Below are 23,383 nucleotides of genomic sequence, written 5' to 3'. Positions count from 1 at the left end.
TTACTTATGGCATGTGGTACAGCTTGTACCTTTTGGTACTTTATTTTCCTTATGACAAGGAAAACAAAGCTGTTTATGGAAATCGTTGTTGGTTCCCTTTAGATTTACAACTTCAAATTTAAGTGTACCTTCTTCAGGATTGCTATGACACTCATTACAGGAAAGTCTTTCTGCATGTTCCTTGTGATTAAAAACAACAGGTTTTTTAGTAGTTTCAATACCATGCTGTTCAGCTAAATTAATTTCTTCAGGAGCTATTTCCATAAGCTCAGCTGGGTTACCTTTAAACTCCGCTACTTCAGCCTTTTCTTCCGTTTTCGCTTCTTCATGACCAGAAGCTTCTTTTTCACCTGTAGAAGACTTCATACCTACTTCTGTCTTCACAGGCTCAACGTAGCTTTCCGTTGCGTTTAACAATTCATGTGCCTTTTCAAATATCATGTCAAAATATTCTGGATTATGAACCCCTTTTGAGCCATCCATTTCAAGAATCCTGACAAGTCTGTTAGCTTCGTTAAAAAGCTTTCTCTTACCTTCAGGCATTTCAAGTCTTTCAACAAAAAGCTTGTCCCTTACCTTCTGAACTTCACTCAACTTTTCGAGATATGCCTTTTGAGTATCAAAAAGGATTGAGGCATAAGATTCATCATGGCAGCTTACACATTTATCAGAGTTAGGTCTGCTAAATGGATCATTATGACAATCAGAACAACTCAAATCCGCCATATACCATTTAGTCTCTTCAATACCTTTTACATACACACCCTGCTGAATACTTTTTTGCATTGTGTGACATTTTTCGCACTCATTATTTTCCGGAGCAGATATATTACTATTTTTACTTCTCTCATTGTAGTGGCAAGTAAAACATGTTTCCATCTTTGGCAAATTGTGAAACTCTCCACCATGAGCTACACCAAGGTGACAGTCTACACAGTTTAGCCCAACCTCTTCAATATGCTTTTTGTGATTTGGGTCTACCCCTACGCTTACTTTTTCAGTCAATATATCAGGCTTGCCGAAAGATTCTCTAAATCTTGGATTTACAACATTATCAATCTTTCTAAAGTCTACACCAACAGACATAACATAATTTTTTCTATTAAAAGCATTGACCTGGTCAGAATGGCAATGCAGACATGTCTCATTCGGAACAAGTTTGGCGGCATACTCTTTATCGGTTGCCCCTTTTGTAAGTATTTCAATCTTATGTTCGTATGATTTAAAAAATTCACCATACAAATCTTTAAGACCACCTATTTTTGCCTTCATATACCCCACAAAACCCGGCTTACCATGGCAGTCGATACATTCTATTTCTGCAGTGGAGTGTATATTTTTCGCCCATGTGTGGTACTCACCCAGCGGACCAACTTTCTCCTCAGGGTGACATGAGCCACAAAATTTAGACTCCGATGTTATATGCAATACTTCTATATTGGCAAATGTAAAACCTACTACCAAAACAATAATAGCAAGAACAAAAACCACAGGATCTTTTTTTATAAAATCTCCCAATTTAGCAAATAATTTACCTAACATAGCCCACCTCAAGGAAAAGGGGCTAAAAGCCCCTGATTATTATACAACAAAAAGAAGTATCAAAGCAACAACAAGAGCATAAATAGCAAGTGACTCGATCATCGCAAGACCAATGATCATTGGAGTCATAATCTTACCAGAAGCTCCTGGATTCCTTGAAATACCTTCAACTGCGCTTGCAACAGCCTTACCCTGGGCAAGACCTGTACCAAAAGCAGCAATCCCCATTCCAAGTCCAGCAGCAAGGTAAACTGCCCATTTTGAACCCTCAGCAGAAGCGCCACCTTCAGCAGCAAAAGCGCTGATTGCAGAAACTACCAAAACAGCAGCTACGCTAAAAATTAAACGAAACACTTTAGACATTTAAGCCTCCTTATATAAAATCTTAGTGTGCTTCTTCAAGAGCACCACTAATATAAATCATTGATAGCATCATAAAAACATATGCCTGCAATGTACTTGTAAATATAGCCATAAAATACATCGGCAATGGTACAAGAAAAGGAACCAGCACAAAAAGAATCATAATGACAAGATCTTCACCAAAAATGTTCCCAAAAAGCCTCATTGAAAGTGAGAGCGGCCTTGAGAGATGGCCTATAAGCTCAATAATAATCATTAAAGGAGCAAGCCAGGCGATAGGTCCCATAAAATGCTTGATATAATGGGCGCCATGTTTTTTTATCCCTATGAAATGGTAAGTAAAAAACACTATCAATGCAGGTGCTGCAGTCGTATTGAGATTGGCAGTAGGAGCAGCAAATCCAGGTATAATACCAAAGACATTTGAAAACCACACGTACAAACCGATAGCAAATATTAGAGGTATATAAGGCTTGCCTTCTTCCCCCATAACATCAATACCCATCTTGTAAATTCCACCAACAAGCAACTCAAAAACATTTTGTTTTGTTGAAGGCACTTCACTCCTTAAGCCTGAAACCATTTTACCAATAATAACTATCAGCAAAACGATAACAAACATCATCAAAACATGAAGATATTTTGCAACCACTTCATGAGGGAGAAAAGAAAAAATATTAAGCGGATGTTCCATTAACTATTCCTCCTAACAGCAATAATCGCTCCTATCGGCAAGCATACGGCAACAACACTCAAACCGACTAACAGGCCGACAAGATCTATTTTGTAAAACTTAAACCACAAAATCATAATGGCTGCAGTAAGAAGCAATCTAAACTGGCTATTAAAAACAAAAGCCTTTACATAACCACTTTCAAAACTGCCTTTTATTTTGTTCGTTAGGCCGTAATAATTAAGCATAGCAACAGTCCATCCAAACAAAAAGTTTTCTGCAGCAATACTACCTTTAAAAATCTTGAATACTGTATACAAAATCACCAAAAAAATCAACGATATAATTAAAAGAATTTTATTCACTATTGTCGTCTTCTTTAATGCTTTTCTTGACGAAGTAAAACATATTTCTAAAACCTGCAACTATCCCTAATACCATGAAGATGAGGGTGAGATAAGGTTTTGTTTCAAAATACTTATCCAGATAGTAGCCTATCAGGGTACCTATCCCTATTGCAGATATAAAAGAAAAGCCGATGGTGCTTGCATTCAGCATCGACCTCATCTTTTTGTTGAATTTCATATTTTACCTACAATACTGCTTTCAATGATTCAAAATGGGCTTTTATAGTAATGTCCAGTTCATTATCTGTATGAGCAGCTGAAACAAACATCGCTTCAAACTGACTTGGGGCAAGATTAATCCCTCTTTTCAGCATCTCATGGAAAAATTTTGCATACAATTTCGTGTCCGATTTAACGGCAGTAGAAAAGCTATTTACCTTCTCATTTGTGAAAAACAAACAACCCATAGATTCAATTTTGTTGAAGCAAAAATTAATACCCAATTTTTCGAGGTTTTTGGCAAACCCTTTCCACAGATATTCTGACTTCTCTCTTAAAGCTGAATAAAATCCATCTGCACAAAGCTTATCCAATGTCTTAAACCCGGCTGCCATTGCCAGAGGATTACCACTCAGCGTCCCTGCCTGATAAACTGGACCAACGGGTGAAACGTATTCCATTATCTCTCTTTTTCCCCCATATGCGCCAACAGGAAGCCCTCCGCCCAATATTTTACCAAGTGTAGTCAAATCGGGCATTACATTAAAATATTTTTGAGCTCCACCCTCAGACAACCTGAAACCTGTAATTACTTCATCAAAAATCAGAATAGCTTCGTTTTCATCACATACCTTTCTCAAATCCTCAAGGAAGTTATCTTCAGGAAGGACTACCCCCATATTTCCAGCTACAGGCTCCACTATCACACACGCTATCTCATTTTTATTTTCCTTGAATAGATTTTTAACCGAATCTATATCATTGTATTGCGCTATAAGAGTGTATTTTGCAAAATCTGATGGAACACCCGGACTGCTTGGCTGATTGAATGTCAAAGCTCCACTTCCGGCCTTCACAAGCAGCGAGTCTGAATGCCCATGGTAACAGCCTTCAAATTTTATAATTTTATCCCTTTTCGTAAATCCTCTTGCAAGCCTGATTGCACTCATTACTGCCTCTGTCCCTGAGCTTACCATCCTGACCATATCTATTGACGGGAAAAGCTCAACAACCTTCTTTGCAAGTCTTAGTTCAAGCTCAGTTGGCGCACCAAAACTGCTGCCAAGTTTTGCCTGCTCACAGATACTATTTACAACATCATCATCAGTATGTCCCAAAATCATTGGTCCCCAGGAGCAAACATAGTCAATATATTCCTTTCCATTAACATCATAAATTTTAGCCCCTTTTGATTTTTGAACAAAAACAGGCTCACCACCAACTGAACCAAAAGCCCTCACAGGGCTATTTACTCCACCTGGTATATACTTCTTGGATTCTTCAAATAAATTCATACTGCCCCCTTTTTCATCATTTCGTACTCATCATAATATAACAAAAGCTCTTCTTCAAGCTTTTCTATCTCATTGTGGATAAGATTAATTTTTTCCCAATCTGTAGTTGTTTCATTTAATTCCCTATGAAGAATATCAATTCTATTCTCAAGTTCCTTTATCCTTCTTTCAATCTCGTTTAATTTGTAGGTGTTTACTCTGACTTTTCTTTCAGATACCGGTTTTTCCCTGATATTATCCTTTGTTTTTTCAGTTTTCATGATAAATTTCTCAATCATCTCACTTGCAGATATTATATCCATATAATATTTTTCATCAAACAAACAAATTGATTTATTTGTAAGTCCTTCAAGGAAAAATCTGTCATGACTTACCACCAAAAGAGCGCCGCTGTATTCAATCAGAGCATTTTTCAGCGCATATACCGTATCGGTATCAAGATGATTCGTAGGCTCATCAAGTATCAAAAGATTCGGCTTTTCGAGTATTAGCTTTATAATAGAAAGCTTCGTCTTCTCACCTCCACTAAGCACCCCAACCTTCTTATCACCGTCGTCTTCCTCAAACCCAAACCTTGCCATTATAGAGTAAACTTCATTTGCCGACGAAATATTTTCATTATAAAAAATCTCGTCATAAAGTGTATTTTCAAAGTTAAGGTTATTAAGTTTTTGATCAAAATAACCGATTTTTATGTTTTCACCAATTTTTATTTCACCTCTTATAGGGCTCAATTCGTTCAATACCCCTTTTACAAGTGTTGATTTTCCGGCACCGTTCTTACCGATTATCCCTACTTTGTCCCCTCTATAAATGTCAAAATTTAACCCTTTTAAAATTGGATATTCATACCCCAAATCAACATCTTGAAACGAAATTACAACTTTTGGCTGTCTTTGAGAAGTTTCAATCCTGAAATTTATATTCCTGTCAAGAGCGATATCTTTCACATTATTCTTTAAATTTTCTATCATTATCTGCCTTGATTTCACAAGACCGGACTTTATTCCAGCTCTATACTTCCTTACAAACTCTTCGTATTTTGATATTCTCTCCGCATTAAGTTCATTTGTTTTCAATATCTCTTCTATTTCCTTTTCAAATTGCTCTTTGTAGCGCAGATAGTTAAGCGAATATTTCTTGCAAGTCCGATTAAAAAGGCTGACAACAGATGTGGCAACATTTTCAAGTAATTTTATGTCATGGCTTATAAAAAATACCGTTTTGTCCGTAGACTTCAAAAAATTCTCAAGCCATGAAATCATTATAATGTCAAGATGGTTGGTGGGTTCATCAAGTAGAAGTATATCTGCATTGGATGAAAGGACCCTGGCAAGCTTTAACCTTTCCAGCTCTCCACCGGATAATTCAGAAACATTTTTGCTCCAAACATCTTCTTCAAAACCAAGGGCTTTAAGCACGGATTTTATTGTAGCTTTATATGTGTATCCACCATTCTCTTCGTATCTCTTCATCAAAATTTCAAGTTCGTTTACAGAAGGATTTTTTTCCATTTTCTCTTCAATCAGCTTCAACTCTTTATGCTCGTCAAGCATAAACTCAAATATCGTCCCTTGAAATATTATTTCCTGCTGTTTATAGGAAATCTTTGAGGCTCTACTGACGGCCACTTCGCCGCCATCCTTCTCTTCAATACCTGCAATTATATTAAATAAGGTAGTTTTGCCTGCTCCATTTCTGCCAACAAGAGCACATTTTTCGGATTTCAACAAACTAAATGTTACATTTTCAAAAATTAACTCTGAGCCAAAAAACTTGCTCAGGTTTGATACCGAAAGAACCGTCATCTTAGCCAAAAAGTTCCTTGAAATATTTCAGTGAAACTTCAAACTCTTTAACAGTTTTATTTTCAATCGTTAAGATTCTATCTTTAAAATAGCCTCTCAATTCGTAAATATCAAAACTACCATCTGAAAGGACATTGTGCTCATCATATTTCCCGTAGTTATTGTGAAGGTGAAAACTAAATATTTTACTATCCCACTTTTTCATCCAGGAGTGAATATACTCTTCAGAAAACATATTAAAATGCCCACAATCAAAACAAAGTCCCACATCGTCTCTATTAATTTTATCTACAAGTTTTTTACCTACATTTGAATCAAATTCGAATACATTTTCCAGACTAATTTTAAAGTCTTTCTTATTTTCTACCACATCCATAAAACTTTCAAAAAACCTCTCAACAAATAAATCCTCCTTAAATGCATATTTGTAAGGATTGTAATTATGGTGAATAACCAGATTATCAGGTTTTAACTCGTTACAGATATCTATTACTTCCTTTAAAATTTTTTTTGAGATATCTCTTACAAATGGATTAAGTGAACCTAATTCGACATCAAAAAATACCGAATGAACAGTAAATCTTACCCCTGACTTTGCAAGAAATTGTAAACTCTTGTAATCGTTAAAATTCATAACATATTCAATACCAAGCAAACTATTTTGGGCATATTCAACAACTTCCTTATAGGTGGATGATTCGGCTTTCAGATAAATATTATTCATTAAGTAACTCCCTGAAGTACTTATCTTTTGAATAATGTTCCAATGCTGTTAAATATATGTAACATTCCTTAAAACTTTGCCCTGCTGAAAAAACTCCGTGCCCTTTAACAATAACCACAGGATTCTCATTCAGGGCTTCAGACACATTTTTTGCAAGAATACTTGTACCACTTTTACCTGTTACTATTGGCACCTTTTTTAGAAAAGGCAATACTTCCGAGTAGTCAAATGATACATAATATTCAAATTTATCCATAAGTGTTGAAAAGAGGCTATGTGTATGTATTACATGATCGTAATGAGTTTTCTGATAAATTCCTCTGTGCACCACCAATTCTGATGAGGCGATTTTATCACTGCTGCTTTTATCAATAACATTAACTTCTACAATGTCATCATCAGCCAACTCATCAAGCATTGCCCCTGTCTTTGTTATAAATATTTTATTGTCATTCCTATACGATATATTTCCAAAAAAAGAGGTACAAAGCCCTGCTTTTACAACCTTTTTACCCCAAAAAACAATATTGTTCATTTCAACTCCAGTACAAAATCTGAAATATCTGTATCAAATTTTCTGTTTGTTGTATAGATAATTGTTTTCTTTTTATTTTTGAAGTTTATAAACATCTCTTTGATATTTTTTTTTGTTTCTTTGTCAATGCTTGTAAACGGTTCGTCAAATATACACAGGTCATTACACATCAAAATACTATATATAAACATAACCCTTTTTTGCCCATCGCTAAGCTTGAATGGGTTAATATCTCTTACTTCATCCAAATTCAGTGTTTTAATTATATTTTCAGTAATTTCAGATGATTTAACAATTGAAAATATTTCATTATAAACAGAATCTGTATAAACAAGATTTTCGGGAAACTGCAATACAAACCCGGTTTTCATCCCTTTTTCGATTACAATCTCACCTTTTTGAGGCTTAATCAGTCCTGCCAGCATTGCAATTAATGTAGATTTTCCTGTGCCATTTAGTCCGTAGATACAGCTTATTGTCTCTCTATTAAAATGATAATTAAAATCATCAAATATTTTTCTTTCATAGCCAAAGCTGATATTTTTAAATAATACAGCCATCTTCAAGCCTTATTATTTCATCTGCATAATCATCAAGAATATCTTCATGGGTGGTAACAATAAAGGATGCTATTCCCATTTGCTTTATTATAGTGTTTTTTACATTTTCCATTTCATTATCGTCAAGCATATTAAATGGCTCGTCTGCCAAAATAAGGTTATATCCAGAATTGATGCTCAGCAGTATTGATATTTTTTTTAGTTCGCCGCCAGATAGTTCATCTATAGCTTTATCAGGCATTTTACCTTCAAATTCAGATATTTTGCCAGCAAGCAACATTTCGTCAGCAATACGGCCTGTGATAAAATTGAAGAAGGGGAAAGAATGTATATAGATTTTTTTAAAATTAATTTCATTATTCAGCAAATATTTCCCCGATGTAGGAAAAAATATGTCAGCCAATATCTTCAAAAGTGTTGTCTTTCCAGACCCTATTTTCCCTTTTATCAAAAGTAAATTGTTGAAAGATGCTCTGTACTCTCTTATGTTTATTATTTTCTTTTTATTTATTTCGAAGCTTAGGTTATCTAATGATAAAAAAAAAGGGGGTAACCCCCTTTTTTCTTTACTCATTTGTTTTATTTTCTTTTTCGTTGGATTTGGACTCTACAAATTCAATTATAGCAAGCTGGGCGTTGTCCCCTCTCCTTACAGATGTTTTCAAAATCCTTGTATACCCGCCATTTCTTTCTTTAAAAAGCGGTGCTACCTCTTCAAAAAGTCTGTTTATGGCATCCTTGTTAGGTAACCTTCTAAGGGCAAGTCTTCTTGAAGCAAGGGTATTTTTCTTTCCCAATGTTATAAGAGGTTCGATAAACCCCCTGAGCGCCTTGGCTCTATCAACGGTTGTCTCTATTCTACCTTTTTCTATAAGAGAGTATGCCATATTTCTAAGCATGGCAATTCTTGCATAAGTTGGCCTGCCTAACTTTTTACCACTATTTCTATGACGCATCGTTCTCTTCTCCCTCTGTATCTTTATTGTAGCCAATAGCCTCTAAATCCATACCAAGGCTAAGTCCCATATCATTAAGCACCTTTTTAATCTCTTCCAGTGACTTCCTTCCAAAATTCTTGGTCTTAAGCATTTCTGAGTCAGTCTTTGAGCAAAGCTCAGACAAGGTTTTAATGTTTGCATTTTTAAGACAATTATATGCTCTAACGGAAAGCTCAAGCTCTTCAATACTTTTACCAAGCAACTCAAGTACTTCTGAATTATCTCTTTCTACCTTTTCTTGCTTCTCTTCATACACCGGCTCATCAAAGTTTATAAACAACTCCATCTGGTCTTTGATGATTTTTGCAGCAAAGGCTATTGCATCTTCCGGCTTGACTGACCCGTCTGTTTCCACCTCAATAATCAGCTTATCGTAATCCGTGCTCTGCCCCACACGTGCGTTATCAACCTGATAATTTACACGTTTGATAGGGCTAAAAATAGCATCAATCGGAATGATATCTACCTCATCAAACTTGTCTTTCATTTCTTCGGCAGGGACATATCCAATCCCTCTTTCCACGATAAGTTCCATGTATAATTTTGTATTAGGATCGGTAATTGTAGCAATATGCTGATCAGGATTTAATACTTCCACATTTGGATTCCCCTTTATATCAGCAGCAGTAATAACACCTTCACCTTTCTTTTCAATAAATACCCTGGTCTGCTCATGAGTGTGAAGATTTAGTTCAAGAGATTTGATATTAAGTATAATATCAACGACATCTTCAAACACGCCGGGTATTGTTGCATACTCGTGAGTAACACCTTCGATGCGTACTCCGACCACTGCCGTACCTTCAATAGTACTTAAAAGAGTCCTTCTCAGGGAATTGCCAATTGTTATACCAAAACCTCTTTCAAGCGGCTCAGCCACAAACTTACCATAACTTCTTGTAAGCTCTCCAACTGGCTCAATCTTTTTTGGCTTAATAAGGTTTTGAAATTGCATTAATATCATCAAATAATCCTCCAGGGGCCTATTACTTAGAATAGAGCTCTACTATAAGATGTTCATGAATCTCATAATTTACATCATTTCTCTCAGGTAACCTGCTTACAGTAGCCTTCATATTATCTTTATCAACGCTTAACCACTCAGGAACACCTCTTCCTTCAGAAGTGTCCAGGCACTCCTTAATTCTGGCCACATCAGTGCTGCCCTCTATAACTTTCACTTCATCTCCTGGTCTTACAATGAATGAAGGTATATTAACCCTTCTACCATTTACCTGGAAATGATTGTGTCTTACAAACTGTCTGGCCTCTTTTCTGCTGCCGGCAAATCCACTTCTATAAACTACATTGTCAAGTCTTCTTTCAAGAAGTTGCAGCAGGTTTTCACCTGTAATCCCCTGCATTCTTGTAGCCTTTTCAAAATATCTTCTAAATTGAGTTTCAAGTACTCCATAAAGCCTTTTAACCTTCTGCTTTTCCCTAAGCTGAAGACCGTAGTCACTTAATTTCTTTCTTGCCTGTCCGTGCTGTCCGGGCGGATAACCTTTCTTTTCAAATGCACATTTATCTTTAAAACAACGATCACCTTTTAAATATAATTTCATCCCTTCTCTTCTGCAAAGTTTGCAGGCTGGTCCTGTATATCTAGCCAATGTAAACCTCCATTACACTCTTCTTTTCTTTCTTGGTCTACAACCATTATGTGGCACAGGAGTCAAATCTCTTATAAGTGTAATTTTAATCCCTGCAGCCTGAATAGCCCTAACGGCACTTTCTCTACCTGCGCCAGGTCCTTTAATATTTACTTCAACTTCTCTCATACCGGCATCAAGTGCTCTTTTGGCAGCACTCTCTGCAGCAAGCTGTGCTGCATAAGGAGTGGATTTTCTGGAGTTTTTAAATCCTTCACCGCCACCTGCTGCCCAACATACTGTATTTCCATTTATATCAGTAAAAGTAACTATAGTATTGTTAAATGTAGATTGAATATGTGCTATACCTTTAGGCACATTTCTTTTTTCTTTTCTTTTCCTTGGTTTAGCCATTTTTCCTCCAGATAAAACTACTTCTTCTTAATTCCGCGCTTTCCGGCAAGGCCTCTTCTCGTCCTTGCATTGCTGCGTGTCTTCTGACCTCTACATGGCAGACTATTTTTATGCCTCTGCCCCCTGTAGCAGTTTATTTCCATAAGCCTTTTAATGTTAAGGGAAATATCTTTTCTTAAATCACCCTCAACCTTCAAGTTTTCGTCAATAAACTTCCTTATCTCAGAAATTTCCTGCTGAGTCAGATCACCAATTCTCTTATTTTCATCTACACCCGTAACATCGATAATCCTTTTAGCGGTACTGCGTCCGATGCCAAAAATATAGGTAAGCCCAATTTCAATTTTTTTGTTATTAGGTACGTCTACACCTGCAATACGAGCCACAAATTTCCTCCTTAACCCTGTCTTTGCTTATGTCTCGGGTTCTCGCAGATAACCCTGACGATTCCATTTCTTTTTATAACCTTGCACTTGCTGCAAATAGGTTTAACACTCGCTCTTACTTTCATACTAACACCTCTTTTACTTATGTCTGTAAGTAATTCTTCCTTTTGTCAAATCATAAGGGGAAATCTCAACAGTCACTCTGTCTCCCGGTAATATTCTTATAAAATGCATCCTCATCTTCCCTGACAGATGTGCCAGAATCACATGCCCGTTATCCAGAGCAACTTTAAACATTGCATTAGGTAAAGCCTCAACCACTTTACCTTCAATCTCGATTACATCATCCCTTTTCCCCATTTACCTTACCTTATAATGTTAAAATTTCAGGGCCATTGGTTGTTATTGCAACAGTATTCTCATAATGTGCTGCCAGACCACCATCTTCTGTTACCACAGTCCAGCCATCTTCGAGGGTTTTTACTGTGTATTTTTTTTCAACAACCATAGGCTCTATTGCCAAAACCATTCCAGGCCTAAGCCTGATGCCGCGGTTAGGTTTACCATAGTTAGGTATGGTAGGATCTTCATGAAGTTCCCTTCCAATACCATGACCATAATAATCCCTTATAACTTCAAATCCGTTATCTTCAACATAAGATTGAATTGCATGTGAGATATCAGAAAGCCTGCAAGAACTTTTTGCAAATTCCATACCCTTAAAAAAACTTTCCTTTGTCACGTCTACAAGTCTTCTTGCGACATCACTGCAATTACCCACCATAAATGTCCTTGCCGCATCTCCGTGAAAACCATCTATATAAGCACCCACGTCAATACTAACAATATCCCCTTCCTTTAAAACATAATCTGAGGGGATTCCATGTACTACCACATCATTTACAGAGGCACATATAGTTGCCGGGTATCCCCTGTAATTCTTAAATGACGGTATAGCAGAACGTGAAACTATAATATTTTCTGCCAAATTGTCAATACTTTTTGTTGTAATTCCAGGTCTTATCTCTTTTTCGACTTTTTCAAGTACTTCTTTAACAATGCTACAAGCCTTCTTCATTCTTTCAAGTTCAGCCCTGGTTTTAATTTCAACCATTCAGGATAAAATCTCCTTAATATTATTATATATATCATCAGGCGTTCCTGTTCCATCAACAACAAAAAGTTTGCCTGACTTTTCATAATAGTCCTTGAGCTTTGATGTTTGCTCATGATAAACATTCAATCTTTTCTTGATAGTTTCCTCTTTATCATCATCCCTCTGGACTAATTTGCCGCCACACTCATCACAAACATCACCTTTTTTTGAAGGTGCATATTCAATGTGAAACCCTTTTTTACAATTTTCACAGGTTCTTCTTCCTGTCAGCCTTTTCAAAATATCCTCATCTGGCACTTCAAGGCTAACAATATGTGTAATCTCTGTTTTAAGGCTTTCTTTAACCATACTGTCAAGGGCAACAGCCTGAGGAATTGTTCTTGGAAAACCATCCAATATAAACCCATTCTTACAGTCATCAGCCATAAGCCTGTCTTTTACAATGCCGATTATAACGTCATCCGGAACAAGCTTGCCTTCATCCATATATTTCTTGGCCATAAGTCCAAATTCAGTACCCTCATTTACTGCAGCCCGCAAAATATCGCCGGTTGATATCTGTACAACACCGAAGTCTTTAATAATATTTGCTGACTGGGTCCCTTTACCTGCTCCGGGAGGTCCAAGAAAAATCATATTAATCATACGTAGCCCCTTCCTTTGATTCTTCCTTTCTTTAAAAATCCATCATAATTATGTGTAATAAGATGCGACTCAACCTTGTTCATAATATCCATTCCAACACCAATTACAATAAGCAGACTTGTTCCGCCAAAATAGAATGGAACATTAAAATTTTGAATAATAAGCTGAGGCAAAATCGCTACTGCTGACAGATATATAGCTCCAACAAAAGTAAGTCTTGAAAGGGTATAATCTATGAACTCAGCTGTTGCATTCCCGGGACGTTTGCCGGGGATAACACCGCCACTTTTCTGTATATTGTCTGCTATATCTTTTGGATTAAATATGATTGATGTGTAAAAATAAGTAAAAAATACAATCAATACTACATATAAAACATAGTATAGTATTGAATTTGGTGAAAAATAATAACCTATCTTCCCAAGAATACTGTTTTGGGAAAAAGATGCCAATGTACTTGGAAAAGACATAATGGAAGCTGCAAAAATTATTGGTATCACATTTGCAGTATTCAATTTCAAGGGAAGATATGAATTACCAACACTCTGCCTTCCTCCAAGTCCACCTTTTCTCACGTATTGTATAGGCAACCTTCTTGATGCAATCTCCATATAAACAATTCCTGCAATTACACCAACAGCAATGGCTATAACTACAACAACTGTAATTATCTGAAGTTCTCCAGTTTTTAATACTCTTATTGTGTTAATAACTGCAGTAGGCAAACTGGCTACTATCCCTGCAAAAATTATTAACGAAATCCCATTACTGATCCCCTTTTCAGTAATTTTTTCACCGAGCCACATTAGAAATATAGTTCCTGCGGTGAGCGTAATAGTCGTAACAAATCTAAAGCCCCATCCAGGATACATTACAATGGGTGAGCCTGTTGGTGCAGTCATTGCTTCAAGCCCTATAGATATACCAAGTGCCTGAACAGCACAAATAAGAACAGTCCCGTATCTTGTATATTTGGTAATCTTATTTCTCCCTTCCGTACCCTGCTTCTTAAGCTCAGCAAGATGAGGAACAACAACGCTTAACAATTCCATTATAATTGAAGCGGAAATATATGGCATTATACCAAGTCCAAAAACTGTCAACCTACTAAGTGCACCACCGGTAAACATATCAAAAAAACCAAGCATATTGCCAGATTGCCTTGCAAAAAACTGAGACAATGCTTCAGAATCAATACCAGGAGTAGGTACATGAGTACCTATCCTGTAAACAATAAGCATAAAAGCTGTAAAAAGTATTCTTTTTCTCAGCTCCGGTAATGAAAATATATCCTCTATTTTTTTAAACATCAGAATCTCCAGGTATTATTTAATCTCCCCGCCTAATTCTTTAATTTTCTCAGCAGCAGAGGCTGAAACCTTATCCACAACAAAAGTAAGTTTTTTTGTGAACTCGCCCTCAGCAAGCACTTTGACGCCACCTTTATTCCCTTTTATAAGATTTTTTTCTATCAAAGTTTCTATACTTACAGTTTCACCATTATTAAATTTTTGCTCAATACTACCGAGATTTACTATTTCATAAACAGCAGCAAACCTCTTGTTGTTAAAACCTCTTTTAGGCAATCTTCTTGCAAGCGGCATCTGACCGCCTTCAAATCCTGCCTTAACGCCGCCACCAGATCTTGCCTTCTGACCTTTGTGACCTTTGCCAGCTGTAGTACCAAGACCACTACCGCTGCCTCTTCCAACTCTTTTCCTGTTCTTCTTAGAGCCAGGAGCGGGTTTTAAATCATGTATCTTCATAGTTCTTACCCCTTATTAGATAATTACTTCTTGAATAGTCTTACCTCTTGCAGAGGCGATTTCACTTACTGTTCTTATCTTTTCAAATCCATCCATAACAGCATAAAGCACATTGTATGGATTCCTGCTTCTTACAGATTTTGCCAAAATGTTTTGTACGCCAGCAAGTTCAAAAAGAGACCTCGCAACACCCCCTGCGATAATTCCTGTACCAGGAGCAGCAGGCTTCATAACAATTTCAGCTGCACCAAACCTACCAATAACCTTATGTGGAATAGTCCCTTTAGACACCGGTACTTCAACCATATTCTTCTTAGCCATTTCAAGTGCTTTTCTGATTGCATCAGGTACTTCCCTGGCTTTTCCATGTCCTATTCCGACTTTTCCATTATAATCCCCAACAACAACAATAGCAGTAAACCTGAAAATTCTACCACCCTTTACAACCTTTGTAACTCTACCTATATGGACAACTTTATCAACCAATTGATTTTCTACAGTACTCAACTTAGGCCTCCATATTAAAATTCTAATCCAGCTTCTCTGGCTGAATCAGCAAACGCTTTTATTTTTCCGTGATAAATATAGCCGCCCCTGTCGAAAACAACAGAAGTCAAGCCCTTCTCTTTTGCCCTTTTAGCTATCAGCTCACCTACTTTTTTAGCAGTCTCAATATTGCATTTTGACTCACAAACAGATTTAAGCTCCTTTTCCAATGAGCTGGCTGCTACAATTGTATGACCGGTAGCATCATCTATCAGCTGAGCATAAAAATACCTATTACTTTTAAATACATTTAGCCTTGGTCTTTCAGAATTACCAGAAATTTTCTTTCTTATTCTAAAATGTCTCTTTTTTCTGGCAGCATTTTTATCTATTTTAGCCACGTCACACCTCTCTTACTTTTTACCTGTTTTGCCGGCTTTTCTTATTATTCTTTCCCCTTCATAACGAACACCTTTGCCTTTATAAGGCTCAGGCTTCCTTATCTTCCTTATATCAGCAGCAACCTGACCAACTAATTGCTTGTCAATACCTTTGACAACAATTTTTTGCTGACCTTCAACTGCAAACTCTATACCTTCAGGAGGGGAAACTAACACAGGGTGTGAAAAACCAAGTGAGAGATCAAGGTCTTTACCTTTTAATGCAGCCCTGTAACCAACACCAACTATCTCAAGTCTCTTTTCATAGCCCTTCACTACGCCTTCTACCATATTGGCGATAAGAGTTCTGTAGAGGCCAAAAAGTGATCTTGCAAGTTTGGTTTCATCTTTTTTATTTACAACAACTTGTTTATCTTCAACACTGACAGCTACTTTATCGTGAAGTTTTTGTTTAAGCTCCCCTTTAGGTCCCTTAACAACTATATATCCTTCTTTTATATTAACTTCTACCCCGGCGGGTATATCAACCGGTTTTTTACCTATTCTTGACATCTTAAATCTCCAATTACCATACTTGACAAATATATTCGCCGCCGACCTTATCTCTCAGGCATTGCTTAACAGTCATTAATCCCTTGGAAGTAGATACTATTCCTGTTCCAAGTCCTCCCAACACAGTGTCAAGATTTTTAGATTTTGTATAAACTCTTCTACCTGGCTTGCTTATCTTTTTAAGACCTCTTATAACTGACTCTCCAGTCTCAGTGTACTTTAAATAAACAACAATATTCTTCTTGGACCCATCTTCAACAACTCTGTAATTCTTAATATAGCCTTCATCTCTAAGAATCGCCGCTATCCCTTCTTTGATTTTTGAGTATGGGATTAGCACTTCTTGAAAATTAACCTGCACAGCATTCCTGATTCTGCTGAGCATATCTGCAATAGGATCAGTCATTACCATTTTTTCTCTCCTTATATGTTTAGGTAATCGATATCCAACTTTTACCAGCTGGATTTCTTAAGCCCGGGTATTACCCCCTCATGGGCTAACTTTCTAAAACACAACCTGCACATATTAAACCTTCTCATAAATGATCTTGGTCTTCCGCAGATTGGACACCTGTTGTATTCTCTGACCTTAAATTTTTTCTTTTTAAGAGCATGATTATTCTTTGCAGTTGTAGCCACTTAGTCCTCCTAATTATTAGCAAAAGGCATTCCCAGTGCTTTTAAAAGCTCTCTTGCCTCTTCATCGGTTTTTGCAGTAGTGGTAATAATCACATCAAACCCTCTGATCTTATCAATTTTGTCATAATCTATCTCAGGGAAAACTATCTGCTCCTTGATACCAAGGGCATAATTCCCTCTACCGTCAAAAGAGTTTGGGTTTACACCGGCAAAGTCTCTTACCCTTGCTAATGCAATGTTAAACAGTCTGTTTAAAAACTCATAGCACCTTTCTTTTCTAAGTGTAACCTTACATCCAATAGGCATCCCTTCTCTTAACTTAAAACCGGCAATAGATTTTTTTGCCTTAGTTACTACCGGCTTCTGGCCAGCTATAAGTTCCATATCTCTTAGTGCAAATTCAAGTACTTTTGAATTGCTAACTGCTTCTCCAACCCCCATATTGAGGACAACCTTTTCAATTTTTGGAACTTCCATAATGTTCTTGTACTTGAATTTATCCATTAAGTAAGGAACAACTTCTTTTAAATACTTTTCCTTTAATACTGACATATCTGTTCCTCTCTATTAATCTTTATCAATTATTTCGCCGCATGATCTGCAAAATCTCTTCTTTTCACCGGACTCAAGAACTTTATAGCCAAGTCTTACGCCCTTATCACATTTTTTGCAAAGATACATTACATTGGAAACATGGATAGGCATCTCTTTCTCAATTATACCCCCTTCAGGGTTAAGCTGATTAGGTTTTACATGCCTTTTGACAATGTTAAGACCCTCGGCATATATTTTACTTTTAGCTCTGTCAATTTTGAGTACCTTCGATGTTTTGCCTTTCTCTTTTCCAGCAATAACAACTATCGGATCATCTTTTTTAAGTTTGTATTTAAGCATCCATACCTCCTAAAGAACTTCAGGTGCCATGGAAACTATTTTAAGAAACCCTTTGGCTCTAAGGTCTCTCGCCACCGGTCCAAATACCCTGGTTCCAACTGGTTCAAGGTTTTTATTCAGGATAACAGCAGCATTATCATCAAACTTAATATAAGTTCCATCAGCACGACGCTTCTCTTTTTTTGTTCTAACTATAACAGCCTTAACAACGGCTCCTTTCTTAATATTACTATCAGGTATGGCAGATTTTACGCTGGCAACTATCACATCACCTATTGAGCCATACTTCTTCTTCGAGCCGCCAAGAACTTTTATACACATAATCTCTTTTGCACCGGAGTTATCGGCAACTTTCAATCTCGTCTGTATCTGAATCATAGCTATTCTCCCTAAAATTAATTTCCAGCATCGCCAACTGGACGCTCAATTAATTTAACAACTCTCCAGCGCTTATGCTTGCTGAGAGGCCTTGTTTCCATAATTTCCACTATATCTCCAGGCCTCATCTCATTAGCTTCATCATGAGCCATAAATTTCTTAGTGCGCTTTATAAACTTGTGGTATTTTTTGTGTAGTTTTAGCGTTTCAACTTTAACAACAACTGTTTTATCCATCTTATTGCTAACTACAACACCGCGCCTTACTTTGCGATAGTTTCTTTCCATCTTATCCCTCTGCTTGTTTTTCATTGATAATTGTAAGGATTCTGGCAATGTCCTTCTTCGTCTTTGATATTTGCGAAGTATCTTCCAGGTCACCTGTTGAAAGCTTAAATTTTAGTCTGAACAAATTTTCCTTAAGTTCAGCATGTTTCGTTTTCAGCTCTTCAACAGACATATTCTTAAGTTCTGCTGCTTTCATATTCATTGCTCCTTAACAGCTGTATCTGATTTTGATATAAACTTACATTTAATAGGCAACTTGTGGATAGCAAGTCTAAACGCTTCTCTTGCCAATTCCTCACTTACGCCCTTTACTTCGTATAACACAGTGCCAATTTTAACTGGAGCAACATAGTACTCCACAGCACCTTTACCTTTACCTTGACGAGTTTCCGCAGGCTTTGCAGTAATTGGCTTATGAGGAAATATCCTGATATAAACCTTACCACCTCTTTTCAGATATCTGTTAATAGCAATCCTTGCTGCCTCAATCTGCCTGCTTGTTATCTTGCCATGTTCAAGAGCAACAATGCCAAAGTCACCAAACTCAATCGTATTTCCTTTGGTTGCCTTCCCTTTGATTCTGCCCTTAAACTGCTTTCTATATTTCATTCTGGATGGCATTAACATATTACTCTACCTCTAAATTTTTATTCTTGTCTTCGATTATTTCGCCCTTGAATACCCAAACTTTGATACCTGTTAAACCATATGTAGTAAGAGCTTCGGCAAATCCATAATCGATATCTGCCCTAAGAGTTTGAAGAGGCACTCTACCTTTGATATACCATTCGGTCCTGGCCATATCTGCTCCAGCCAATCTTCCTGAGCATGCAATCTTAATACCCTGAGCGCCTGACTTTATAGCCTGCAAAACTGCTTTTTTCATTGCCCTTCTAAATGCAACCCTTCTTTCAAGCTGCAAAGCTATATTTTCGGCTATAAGCTGGGCATCTATTTCAGGTTTTTTAACCTCTTTTATTCCCAGATGCACATCAGCTTTAGTAAATTTTCTAAGGTCTTCCTTAAGTTTTTCAATCTCAGCGCCTTTTTTCCCAATAACAATCCCGGGTCTGCTTGTGTTAAGAGTAATTTTTATTTTTGACCCCATTCTCTCAATATTGATTTCTGAGATACCAGCCAGCTTAAGTCTGTCTTTCAGAAACTTTCTTATTTTGAGGTCTTCCATCAAATTAGCAGCATACTCTTTTTTATTTGCAAACCAAACTGATTTCCAATATTTATTTATTCCTAACCTTATCCCGTTAGGATGTACCTTCTGACCCACTACTTCACCTCCACTATTCAGCTAAAACCACAGTAATATGGCTGGTCCTTCTTTTAATAGGGGTAGCTCTGCCATATGCACGAGGAGTATATCTTTTAAGAAAAGGTCCGTTATCAATTTTTATTTCAGACACTTTTAATTTACTAATATCCCTGTAATTATAGTTCTCTTCCGCATTTGCTATCGCTGATTTGATTACTGAAGCAATCATTTTAGAAGCTTTCTTAGGTGAAAATTTCAAAATATTCATAGCTTCCTCAACATTTTTGCCTCTCACCAAATCAGCAACAGGTCTTGCCTTGCGGGGAGATACTCTCATATATTTTCCTATTGCTGTCGAAACCATGCTCTACCTCTATCTACCTTTTACTTTCTTATCGTCTTTTTTATGCCCTTTAAAAGTCCTTGTAAGAGCAAATTCACCAAGTTTATGCCCAACCATGTTTTCAGTTACATAAACAGGGATAAACTTATGACCATTGTGTACAGCAAAAGTAAGCCCTACCATCTGTGGTGTTATCGTACTTCTGCGTGACCAGGTCTTTATTACTTTCTTGTCACCTGTTTCCACAGCCTTTTCTACTTTTTTCAACAGATGATCATCTATGAAAGGTCCTTTTTTAAGCGATCTAGGCACTTTTTACCCCCTTACTTGCGCTTTGTAACAATATATTTGTTAGAAGGCTTATTTTTCTTTCTGGTTTTGTATCCTTTGGTTGGCATACCCCAAGGAGTAACAGGGTGTCTACCACCACTGGTTCTACCTTCACCACCACCATGTGGGTGATCAATTGGGTTCATTGCCACACCTCTTACAGTAGGTCTGATACCTAACCAGCGTGCCCGACCTGCCTTACCAATGCTCATATTTTCATGCTCAGGGTTGCTTACCTGGCCAATTGATGCCTTACACTCTGCCAAAACAAGCCTGATTTCGCCTGAAGGCAATCTCAAATGGCAGTACTTGCCCTCTTTTGAAAGAAGCTGGGAATAAGTACCAGCTGATCTTGCAAGCTGCCCACCTTTGCCAGGTCTCATCTCAACATTATGAATTATTGTACCAACAGGGATATCTTTGAGTTTCAAAGCATTTCCTGGCTTTATATCGGCATCTGACCCTGAAAGAACAGTGTCCCCTACCTTCAAACCGATTGGTGCAATAATATACCTGTACTCACCATCAGCATATGATACAAGTGCTATTCTGGCACTCCTGTTTGGATCATATTCAATAGTTTTTACCTTTGCAGGGATGTTTTCTTTATCCCTCTTAAAATCTATAATTCTGTAAAGCTTTTTATGGCCGCCACCCTGGTGCCTTACAGTAATTCTGCCATAATTGTTTCTACCGCTCTTCTTCTTTAGACTGGTAGTTAAAGGTTTAAATGGTTTATCAGTGGTAACATCTTTATAGTCGTCACCAGTTCTAAACCTAACACCAGCAGAAGTTGGTTTATAGCTCTTTATTCCCATATTTTTCCTCTCTAAACAAACTCAAGTTTCTGGTCTTTTTCAAGAACGACTATAGCTTTTTTCCAGTCGTTACGCTTGCCAACTATTAAACCAAATCTCTTTGTTTTACCTTTAAAGTTCATAGTTCTAACTTCTTTAACCTTAACATCAAAAAGCTTCTCAACAGCAGTCTTTATAAGATGCTTATTTGCCCTTTTATCAACAGCAAAAGCAACCTGATTAAGCTTTTCTTTAAGATCCACAGCTTTTTCAGTTATAAGTGGTTTCTTAATTACGTCATAAATAGTAATCATTTGGACAATACCTCCGTTAATTTTGGTAAACAGCTCTGGAGGATAAATATTTTATCTGCATTTATAAGATCGTAGACATTTAAGCCATCCAAATGCAATATCTTAACATTTTCAATATTTCTGAATGCCCTGATTGTTGTATCTTCCAATTCGTCAAATACAAGGAGCACTCTTCTGTCTGCTCCAAAACTTTTCAGCACCAAAGCGGCATCTTTTGTTTTTCCAGATTCAATATTTAAGTTCTCAAGAAACTCAATACTCCCATCTTCAAGCTTTGCCCTAAAAGCTGATTTTAGAGCATTTCTCATCTTTTTCTTTGGCATACTTATAGAGTAGTCTCTTGGTTGAGGTCCGAAAATAGTCGCACCACCTCTCCATAGGGGTGATCTTATCGAACCAGCACGAGCTCTACCTGTCCCTTTCTGCTTCCAGGGTTTTCTGCCACCACCTGTAATTTTAGCTCTGTTTTTTGTCGCATGAGTGCCTGCCCTTTTATCAGCAAGTTGCTTTACAACTACCTCATGCATAAGCCAAGGCTTTACAGGGTAAGAGATTATCGCATCATTTAATTCAATCTCTCCAACCTTTTCATTCTTTAGGTTTTTCAATTCTACAAGAGCCATGACTACCTCTATCCTTAATTATTAGATTTTGTACTTTTCTTTATATAGACAATACCGTTTTTATGTCCGGGTACAGCCCCTTTAATAAGCAGTACATTTTTATCTGCCAAAACTTTGGCAATCTTTAAACCTTGTGTAGTTACAGTTTTATTCCCCATTCTCCCAGGCATCTTTTTACCTTTCAATGTTTCGCCCGGAAACTCGCACATCCCTATAGAACCAGGTGCTCTGTGGAAATCTGAACCATGGCTTGCAGGACCACCGCCAAATCCATGTCTTTTAATTACGCCCTGGAAACCTTTACCTATGCTGATACCTTGAACATCAACCAACTCACCTTCTTCAAAAATATCAGCTTTAATTTCCTGGCCAACTTCAAAGTCATTAACATTATCCGTCCTGAACTCTTTTAAAAATTTATAAAAGTCCAGGTTGTTCTTTTTGAAATGGCCAGCCATAGGCTTGTTTACCTTCTTTGCCTTAAGGATTTTACCAAATCCAAGTTGCAGCGCATTGTAGCCATCGGTTTCTTTTGTTTTTTTCTGGACTACTACACAAGGGCCTGCTTCAATTACTGTAACCGGGACCACAGCTCCGTCTGACATAAAGACTTGTGTCATTCCAATCTTTCTTCCAATTATCCCTTTAAACATCTTCAAGCCCTACCTTATAATTTTATTTCAACATCAACACCTGCAGACAATTCAAGCTTCATCAATGCATCAATTGTCTGAGGATTATGTTCAAATATGTCCACCAATCTTTTGTGGGTCCTTATCTCAAATTGCTCCCTACCGTCTTTGTCAACATGGGGAGATTTGATAATAGTATACTTCTCTATCCTCGTAGGAAGAGGGACAGGACCGATAACTTTAGCACCGGTCCTCTTAGCTGTATTCACTATATCTCTTACAGCCTTATCCAATATTTTATAATCATAGCCTTTGAGCTTAATACGTATTTTTTGGCTGCTCATCATACCCCTCTGTTACTCAATTATTTCAGTGACAACGCCAGCACCAACTGTCCTACCACCTTCACGAATAGCAAAACGTAATCCCTGATCCATCGCAATCGGCTGTATCAAG

General features: G+C 37.2%; 42 protein-coding genes. All 42 read right to left on the bottom strand.

Annotation, left to right across the window (positions count from 1 at the left end; genetic code table 11):
* Complete coding sequence (locus tag ACTCAF_RS02150) at positions 1-1,542, bottom strand: cytochrome c3 family protein (RefSeq protein ID WP_463061660.1); 1,542 nt, start codon at positions 1,540-1,542, stop codon at positions 1-3.
* Positions 1,543-1,581: 39 nt separating this feature from the next.
* Positions 1,582-1,905, bottom strand: a complete 324-nt coding sequence (gene atpE, locus ACTCAF_RS02145) for an ATP synthase F0 subunit C (protein WP_463061659.1) — start codon at positions 1,903-1,905, stop codon at positions 1,582-1,584.
* A 22-nt stretch (positions 1,906-1,927) separates the two neighbouring features.
* Positions 1,928-2,599 (bottom strand): F0F1 ATP synthase subunit A, encoded by a 672-nt coding sequence (gene atpB / locus ACTCAF_RS02140; RefSeq protein ID WP_463061658.1) that lies wholly within the window; start codon positions 2,597-2,599, stop codon positions 1,928-1,930.
* Positions 2,599-2,943, bottom strand: coding sequence for an ATP synthase subunit I (locus ACTCAF_RS02135; protein WP_463061657.1), 345 nt, complete (start codon positions 2,941-2,943; stop codon positions 2,599-2,601). The genes atpB and ACTCAF_RS02135 overlap by 1 nt, the downstream gene beginning before the upstream one ends.
* A complete protein-coding gene (locus ACTCAF_RS02130) occupies positions 2,936-3,163 on the bottom strand; it encodes an AtpZ/AtpI family protein (RefSeq protein WP_463061656.1) in 228 nt (75 codons plus the stop codon). Before ACTCAF_RS02130 ends, ACTCAF_RS02135 begins: the two co-directional genes overlap by 8 nt.
* A 7-nt stretch (positions 3,164-3,170) precedes the next feature.
* Positions 3,171-4,439 (bottom strand): glutamate-1-semialdehyde 2,1-aminomutase, encoded by a 1,269-nt coding sequence (gene hemL, locus ACTCAF_RS02125; protein ID WP_463061655.1) that lies wholly within the window; start codon positions 4,437-4,439, stop codon positions 3,171-3,173.
* Positions 4,436-6,247, bottom strand: a complete 1,812-nt coding sequence (locus ACTCAF_RS02120; protein WP_463061737.1) for an ABC-F family ATP-binding cassette domain-containing protein — start codon at positions 6,245-6,247, stop codon at positions 4,436-4,438. The genes hemL and ACTCAF_RS02120 overlap by 4 nt, the downstream gene beginning before the upstream one ends.
* Position 6,248: 1 nt before the next feature.
* Entirely contained in the window at positions 6,249-6,971 is a 723-nt protein-coding gene (locus ACTCAF_RS02115; protein WP_463061654.1) for a sugar phosphate isomerase/epimerase family protein, read from the bottom strand.
* Entirely contained in the window at positions 6,964-7,506 is a 543-nt protein-coding gene (locus ACTCAF_RS02110; protein WP_463061653.1) for a class II aldolase/adducin family protein, read from the bottom strand. Before ACTCAF_RS02110 ends, ACTCAF_RS02115 begins: the two co-directional genes overlap by 8 nt.
* Positions 7,503-8,066: an ATP-binding cassette domain-containing protein gene (locus ACTCAF_RS02105; protein ID WP_463061652.1), complete on the bottom strand. Its 564-nt coding sequence runs from the start codon at positions 8,064-8,066 to the stop codon at positions 7,503-7,505. Before ACTCAF_RS02105 ends, ACTCAF_RS02110 begins: the two co-directional genes overlap by 4 nt.
* The gene (locus ACTCAF_RS02100; RefSeq protein ID WP_463061651.1) at positions 8,050-8,640 is read right to left on the bottom strand and encodes an ATP-binding cassette domain-containing protein; all 591 of its coding nucleotides are present in this window, start codon (positions 8,638-8,640) and stop codon (positions 8,050-8,052) included. Before ACTCAF_RS02100 ends, ACTCAF_RS02105 begins: the two co-directional genes overlap by 17 nt.
* Positions 8,633-9,022, bottom strand: coding sequence for a 50S ribosomal protein L17 (gene rplQ, locus ACTCAF_RS02095; RefSeq protein WP_463061650.1), 390 nt, complete (start codon positions 9,020-9,022; stop codon positions 8,633-8,635). The genes ACTCAF_RS02100 and rplQ overlap by 8 nt, the downstream gene beginning before the upstream one ends.
* Positions 9,012-10,028: a DNA-directed RNA polymerase subunit alpha gene (locus ACTCAF_RS02090; RefSeq protein ID WP_463061649.1), complete on the bottom strand. Its 1,017-nt coding sequence runs from the start codon at positions 10,026-10,028 to the stop codon at positions 9,012-9,014. Before ACTCAF_RS02090 ends, rplQ begins: the two co-directional genes overlap by 11 nt.
* Before the next feature lie 22 nt (positions 10,029-10,050).
* The gene (gene rpsD, locus ACTCAF_RS02085) at positions 10,051-10,677 is read right to left on the bottom strand and encodes a 30S ribosomal protein S4 (RefSeq protein WP_463061648.1); all 627 of its coding nucleotides are present in this window, start codon (positions 10,675-10,677) and stop codon (positions 10,051-10,053) included.
* A 12-nt stretch (positions 10,678-10,689) separates the two neighbouring features.
* On the bottom strand, positions 10,690-11,070 hold the full coding sequence (gene rpsK / locus ACTCAF_RS02080) for a 30S ribosomal protein S11 (protein WP_463061647.1): 381 nt from the start codon (positions 11,068-11,070) through the stop codon (positions 10,690-10,692).
* A gap of 17 nt (positions 11,071-11,087) precedes the next feature.
* Entirely contained in the window at positions 11,088-11,456 is a 369-nt protein-coding gene (gene rpsM / locus ACTCAF_RS02075) for a 30S ribosomal protein S13 (protein ID WP_463061646.1), read from the bottom strand.
* 11 nt (positions 11,457-11,467) lie between these two features.
* On the bottom strand, positions 11,468-11,581 hold the full coding sequence (gene rpmJ / locus ACTCAF_RS02070) for a 50S ribosomal protein L36 (RefSeq protein WP_463061645.1): 114 nt from the start codon (positions 11,579-11,581) through the stop codon (positions 11,468-11,470).
* A 13-nt stretch (positions 11,582-11,594) separates the two neighbouring features.
* Positions 11,595-11,816: a translation initiation factor IF-1 gene (gene infA / locus ACTCAF_RS02065; RefSeq protein WP_463061644.1), complete on the bottom strand. Its 222-nt coding sequence runs from the start codon at positions 11,814-11,816 to the stop codon at positions 11,595-11,597.
* Between the two features lie 10 nt (positions 11,817-11,826).
* Positions 11,827-12,570, bottom strand: coding sequence for a type I methionyl aminopeptidase (map, locus tag ACTCAF_RS02060; protein WP_463061643.1), 744 nt, complete (start codon positions 12,568-12,570; stop codon positions 11,827-11,829).
* A complete protein-coding gene (locus ACTCAF_RS02055; protein ID WP_463061642.1) occupies positions 12,571-13,218 on the bottom strand; it encodes an adenylate kinase in 648 nt (215 codons plus the stop codon).
* The gene (gene secY, locus ACTCAF_RS02050; RefSeq protein WP_463061641.1) at positions 13,215-14,528 is read right to left on the bottom strand and encodes a preprotein translocase subunit SecY; all 1,314 of its coding nucleotides are present in this window, start codon (positions 14,526-14,528) and stop codon (positions 13,215-13,217) included. Before secY ends, ACTCAF_RS02055 begins: the two co-directional genes overlap by 4 nt.
* Before the next feature lie 15 nt (positions 14,529-14,543).
* Positions 14,544-14,984 carry a 50S ribosomal protein L15 gene (rplO, locus tag ACTCAF_RS02045; protein ID WP_463061640.1) on the bottom strand — a complete coding sequence of 147 codons (441 nt, stop codon included), beginning with the start codon at positions 14,982-14,984 and terminating at the stop codon, positions 14,544-14,546.
* A 15-nt stretch (positions 14,985-14,999) separates the two neighbouring features.
* Positions 15,000-15,491 (bottom strand): 30S ribosomal protein S5, encoded by a 492-nt coding sequence (gene rpsE, locus ACTCAF_RS02040; RefSeq protein WP_463061639.1) that lies wholly within the window; start codon positions 15,489-15,491, stop codon positions 15,000-15,002.
* 14 nt (positions 15,492-15,505) lie between these two features.
* Positions 15,506-15,871, bottom strand: a complete 366-nt coding sequence (gene rplR, locus ACTCAF_RS02035; protein WP_463061638.1) for a 50S ribosomal protein L18 — start codon at positions 15,869-15,871, stop codon at positions 15,506-15,508.
* Positions 15,872-15,883: 12 nt separating this feature from the next.
* Complete coding sequence (rplF, locus tag ACTCAF_RS02030) at positions 15,884-16,423, bottom strand: 50S ribosomal protein L6 (RefSeq protein WP_463061637.1); 540 nt, start codon at positions 16,421-16,423, stop codon at positions 15,884-15,886.
* A gap of 13 nt (positions 16,424-16,436) precedes the next feature.
* On the bottom strand, positions 16,437-16,835 hold the full coding sequence (rpsH, locus tag ACTCAF_RS02025) for a 30S ribosomal protein S8 (RefSeq protein WP_463061636.1): 399 nt from the start codon (positions 16,833-16,835) through the stop codon (positions 16,437-16,439).
* Between the two features lie 41 nt (positions 16,836-16,876).
* Positions 16,877-17,062 carry a type Z 30S ribosomal protein S14 gene (locus ACTCAF_RS02020; RefSeq protein WP_463061635.1) on the bottom strand — a complete coding sequence of 62 codons (186 nt, stop codon included), beginning with the start codon at positions 17,060-17,062 and terminating at the stop codon, positions 16,877-16,879.
* Between the two features lie 9 nt (positions 17,063-17,071).
* Positions 17,072-17,614 carry a 50S ribosomal protein L5 gene (rplE, locus tag ACTCAF_RS02015; protein WP_463061634.1) on the bottom strand — a complete coding sequence of 181 codons (543 nt, stop codon included), beginning with the start codon at positions 17,612-17,614 and terminating at the stop codon, positions 17,072-17,074.
* A 15-nt stretch (positions 17,615-17,629) separates the two neighbouring features.
* Positions 17,630-17,956 (bottom strand): 50S ribosomal protein L24, encoded by a 327-nt coding sequence (gene rplX, locus ACTCAF_RS02010; protein ID WP_463061633.1) that lies wholly within the window; start codon positions 17,954-17,956, stop codon positions 17,630-17,632.
* Positions 17,957-17,965: 9 nt separating this feature from the next.
* The gene (rplN, locus tag ACTCAF_RS02005) at positions 17,966-18,334 is read right to left on the bottom strand and encodes a 50S ribosomal protein L14 (protein ID WP_463061632.1); all 369 of its coding nucleotides are present in this window, start codon (positions 18,332-18,334) and stop codon (positions 17,966-17,968) included.
* A 17-nt stretch (positions 18,335-18,351) separates the two neighbouring features.
* The gene (gene rpsQ, locus ACTCAF_RS02000) at positions 18,352-18,645 is read right to left on the bottom strand and encodes a 30S ribosomal protein S17 (protein WP_463061631.1); all 294 of its coding nucleotides are present in this window, start codon (positions 18,643-18,645) and stop codon (positions 18,352-18,354) included.
* Positions 18,623-18,817, bottom strand: coding sequence for a 50S ribosomal protein L29 (rpmC, locus tag ACTCAF_RS01995; RefSeq protein WP_463061630.1), 195 nt, complete (start codon positions 18,815-18,817; stop codon positions 18,623-18,625). The genes rpsQ and rpmC overlap by 23 nt, the downstream gene beginning before the upstream one ends.
* Before the next feature lie 2 nt (positions 18,818-18,819).
* Positions 18,820-19,248 (bottom strand): 50S ribosomal protein L16, encoded by a 429-nt coding sequence (gene rplP / locus ACTCAF_RS01990; protein WP_463061629.1) that lies wholly within the window; start codon positions 19,246-19,248, stop codon positions 18,820-18,822.
* A gap of 1 nt (position 19,249) precedes the next feature.
* Complete coding sequence (gene rpsC, locus ACTCAF_RS01985; protein ID WP_463061628.1) at positions 19,250-19,906, bottom strand: 30S ribosomal protein S3; 657 nt, start codon at positions 19,904-19,906, stop codon at positions 19,250-19,252.
* A gap of 13 nt (positions 19,907-19,919) precedes the next feature.
* Complete coding sequence (gene rplV / locus ACTCAF_RS01980; protein ID WP_463061627.1) at positions 19,920-20,252, bottom strand: 50S ribosomal protein L22; 333 nt, start codon at positions 20,250-20,252, stop codon at positions 19,920-19,922.
* 9 nt (positions 20,253-20,261) lie between these two features.
* A complete protein-coding gene (rpsS, locus tag ACTCAF_RS01975) occupies positions 20,262-20,543 on the bottom strand; it encodes a 30S ribosomal protein S19 (RefSeq protein WP_463061626.1) in 282 nt (93 codons plus the stop codon).
* A gap of 11 nt (positions 20,544-20,554) precedes the next feature.
* Positions 20,555-21,379 carry a 50S ribosomal protein L2 gene (gene rplB / locus ACTCAF_RS01970; RefSeq protein WP_463061625.1) on the bottom strand — a complete coding sequence of 275 codons (825 nt, stop codon included), beginning with the start codon at positions 21,377-21,379 and terminating at the stop codon, positions 20,555-20,557.
* 11 nt (positions 21,380-21,390) lie between these two features.
* Positions 21,391-21,669, bottom strand: a complete 279-nt coding sequence (gene rplW / locus ACTCAF_RS01965) for a 50S ribosomal protein L23 (RefSeq protein ID WP_463061736.1) — start codon at positions 21,667-21,669, stop codon at positions 21,391-21,393.
* Positions 21,669-22,295: a 50S ribosomal protein L4 gene (gene rplD, locus ACTCAF_RS01960; RefSeq protein WP_463061624.1), complete on the bottom strand. Its 627-nt coding sequence runs from the start codon at positions 22,293-22,295 to the stop codon at positions 21,669-21,671. The genes rplW and rplD overlap by 1 nt, the downstream gene beginning before the upstream one ends.
* A gap of 14 nt (positions 22,296-22,309) precedes the next feature.
* Positions 22,310-22,948, bottom strand: a complete 639-nt coding sequence (rplC, locus tag ACTCAF_RS01955) for a 50S ribosomal protein L3 (protein WP_463061623.1) — start codon at positions 22,946-22,948, stop codon at positions 22,310-22,312.
* Between the two features lie 14 nt (positions 22,949-22,962).
* Positions 22,963-23,271, bottom strand: coding sequence for a 30S ribosomal protein S10 (rpsJ, locus tag ACTCAF_RS01950; RefSeq protein ID WP_463061622.1), 309 nt, complete (start codon positions 23,269-23,271; stop codon positions 22,963-22,965).
* A 12-nt stretch (positions 23,272-23,283) separates the two neighbouring features.
* Positions 23,284-23,383, bottom strand: a 100-nt coding sequence (locus ACTCAF_RS01945) for an EF-Tu C-terminal domain-related protein (protein ID WP_463061735.1), incomplete at its 5' end; no start/stop codon positions are given.

This window comes from Deferrivibrio sp., assembly GCF_055117995.1.
The sequence above is the reverse complement of the archived record's forward strand: the minus strand, read 5'-3'. Positions and strand labels throughout refer to the sequence as shown.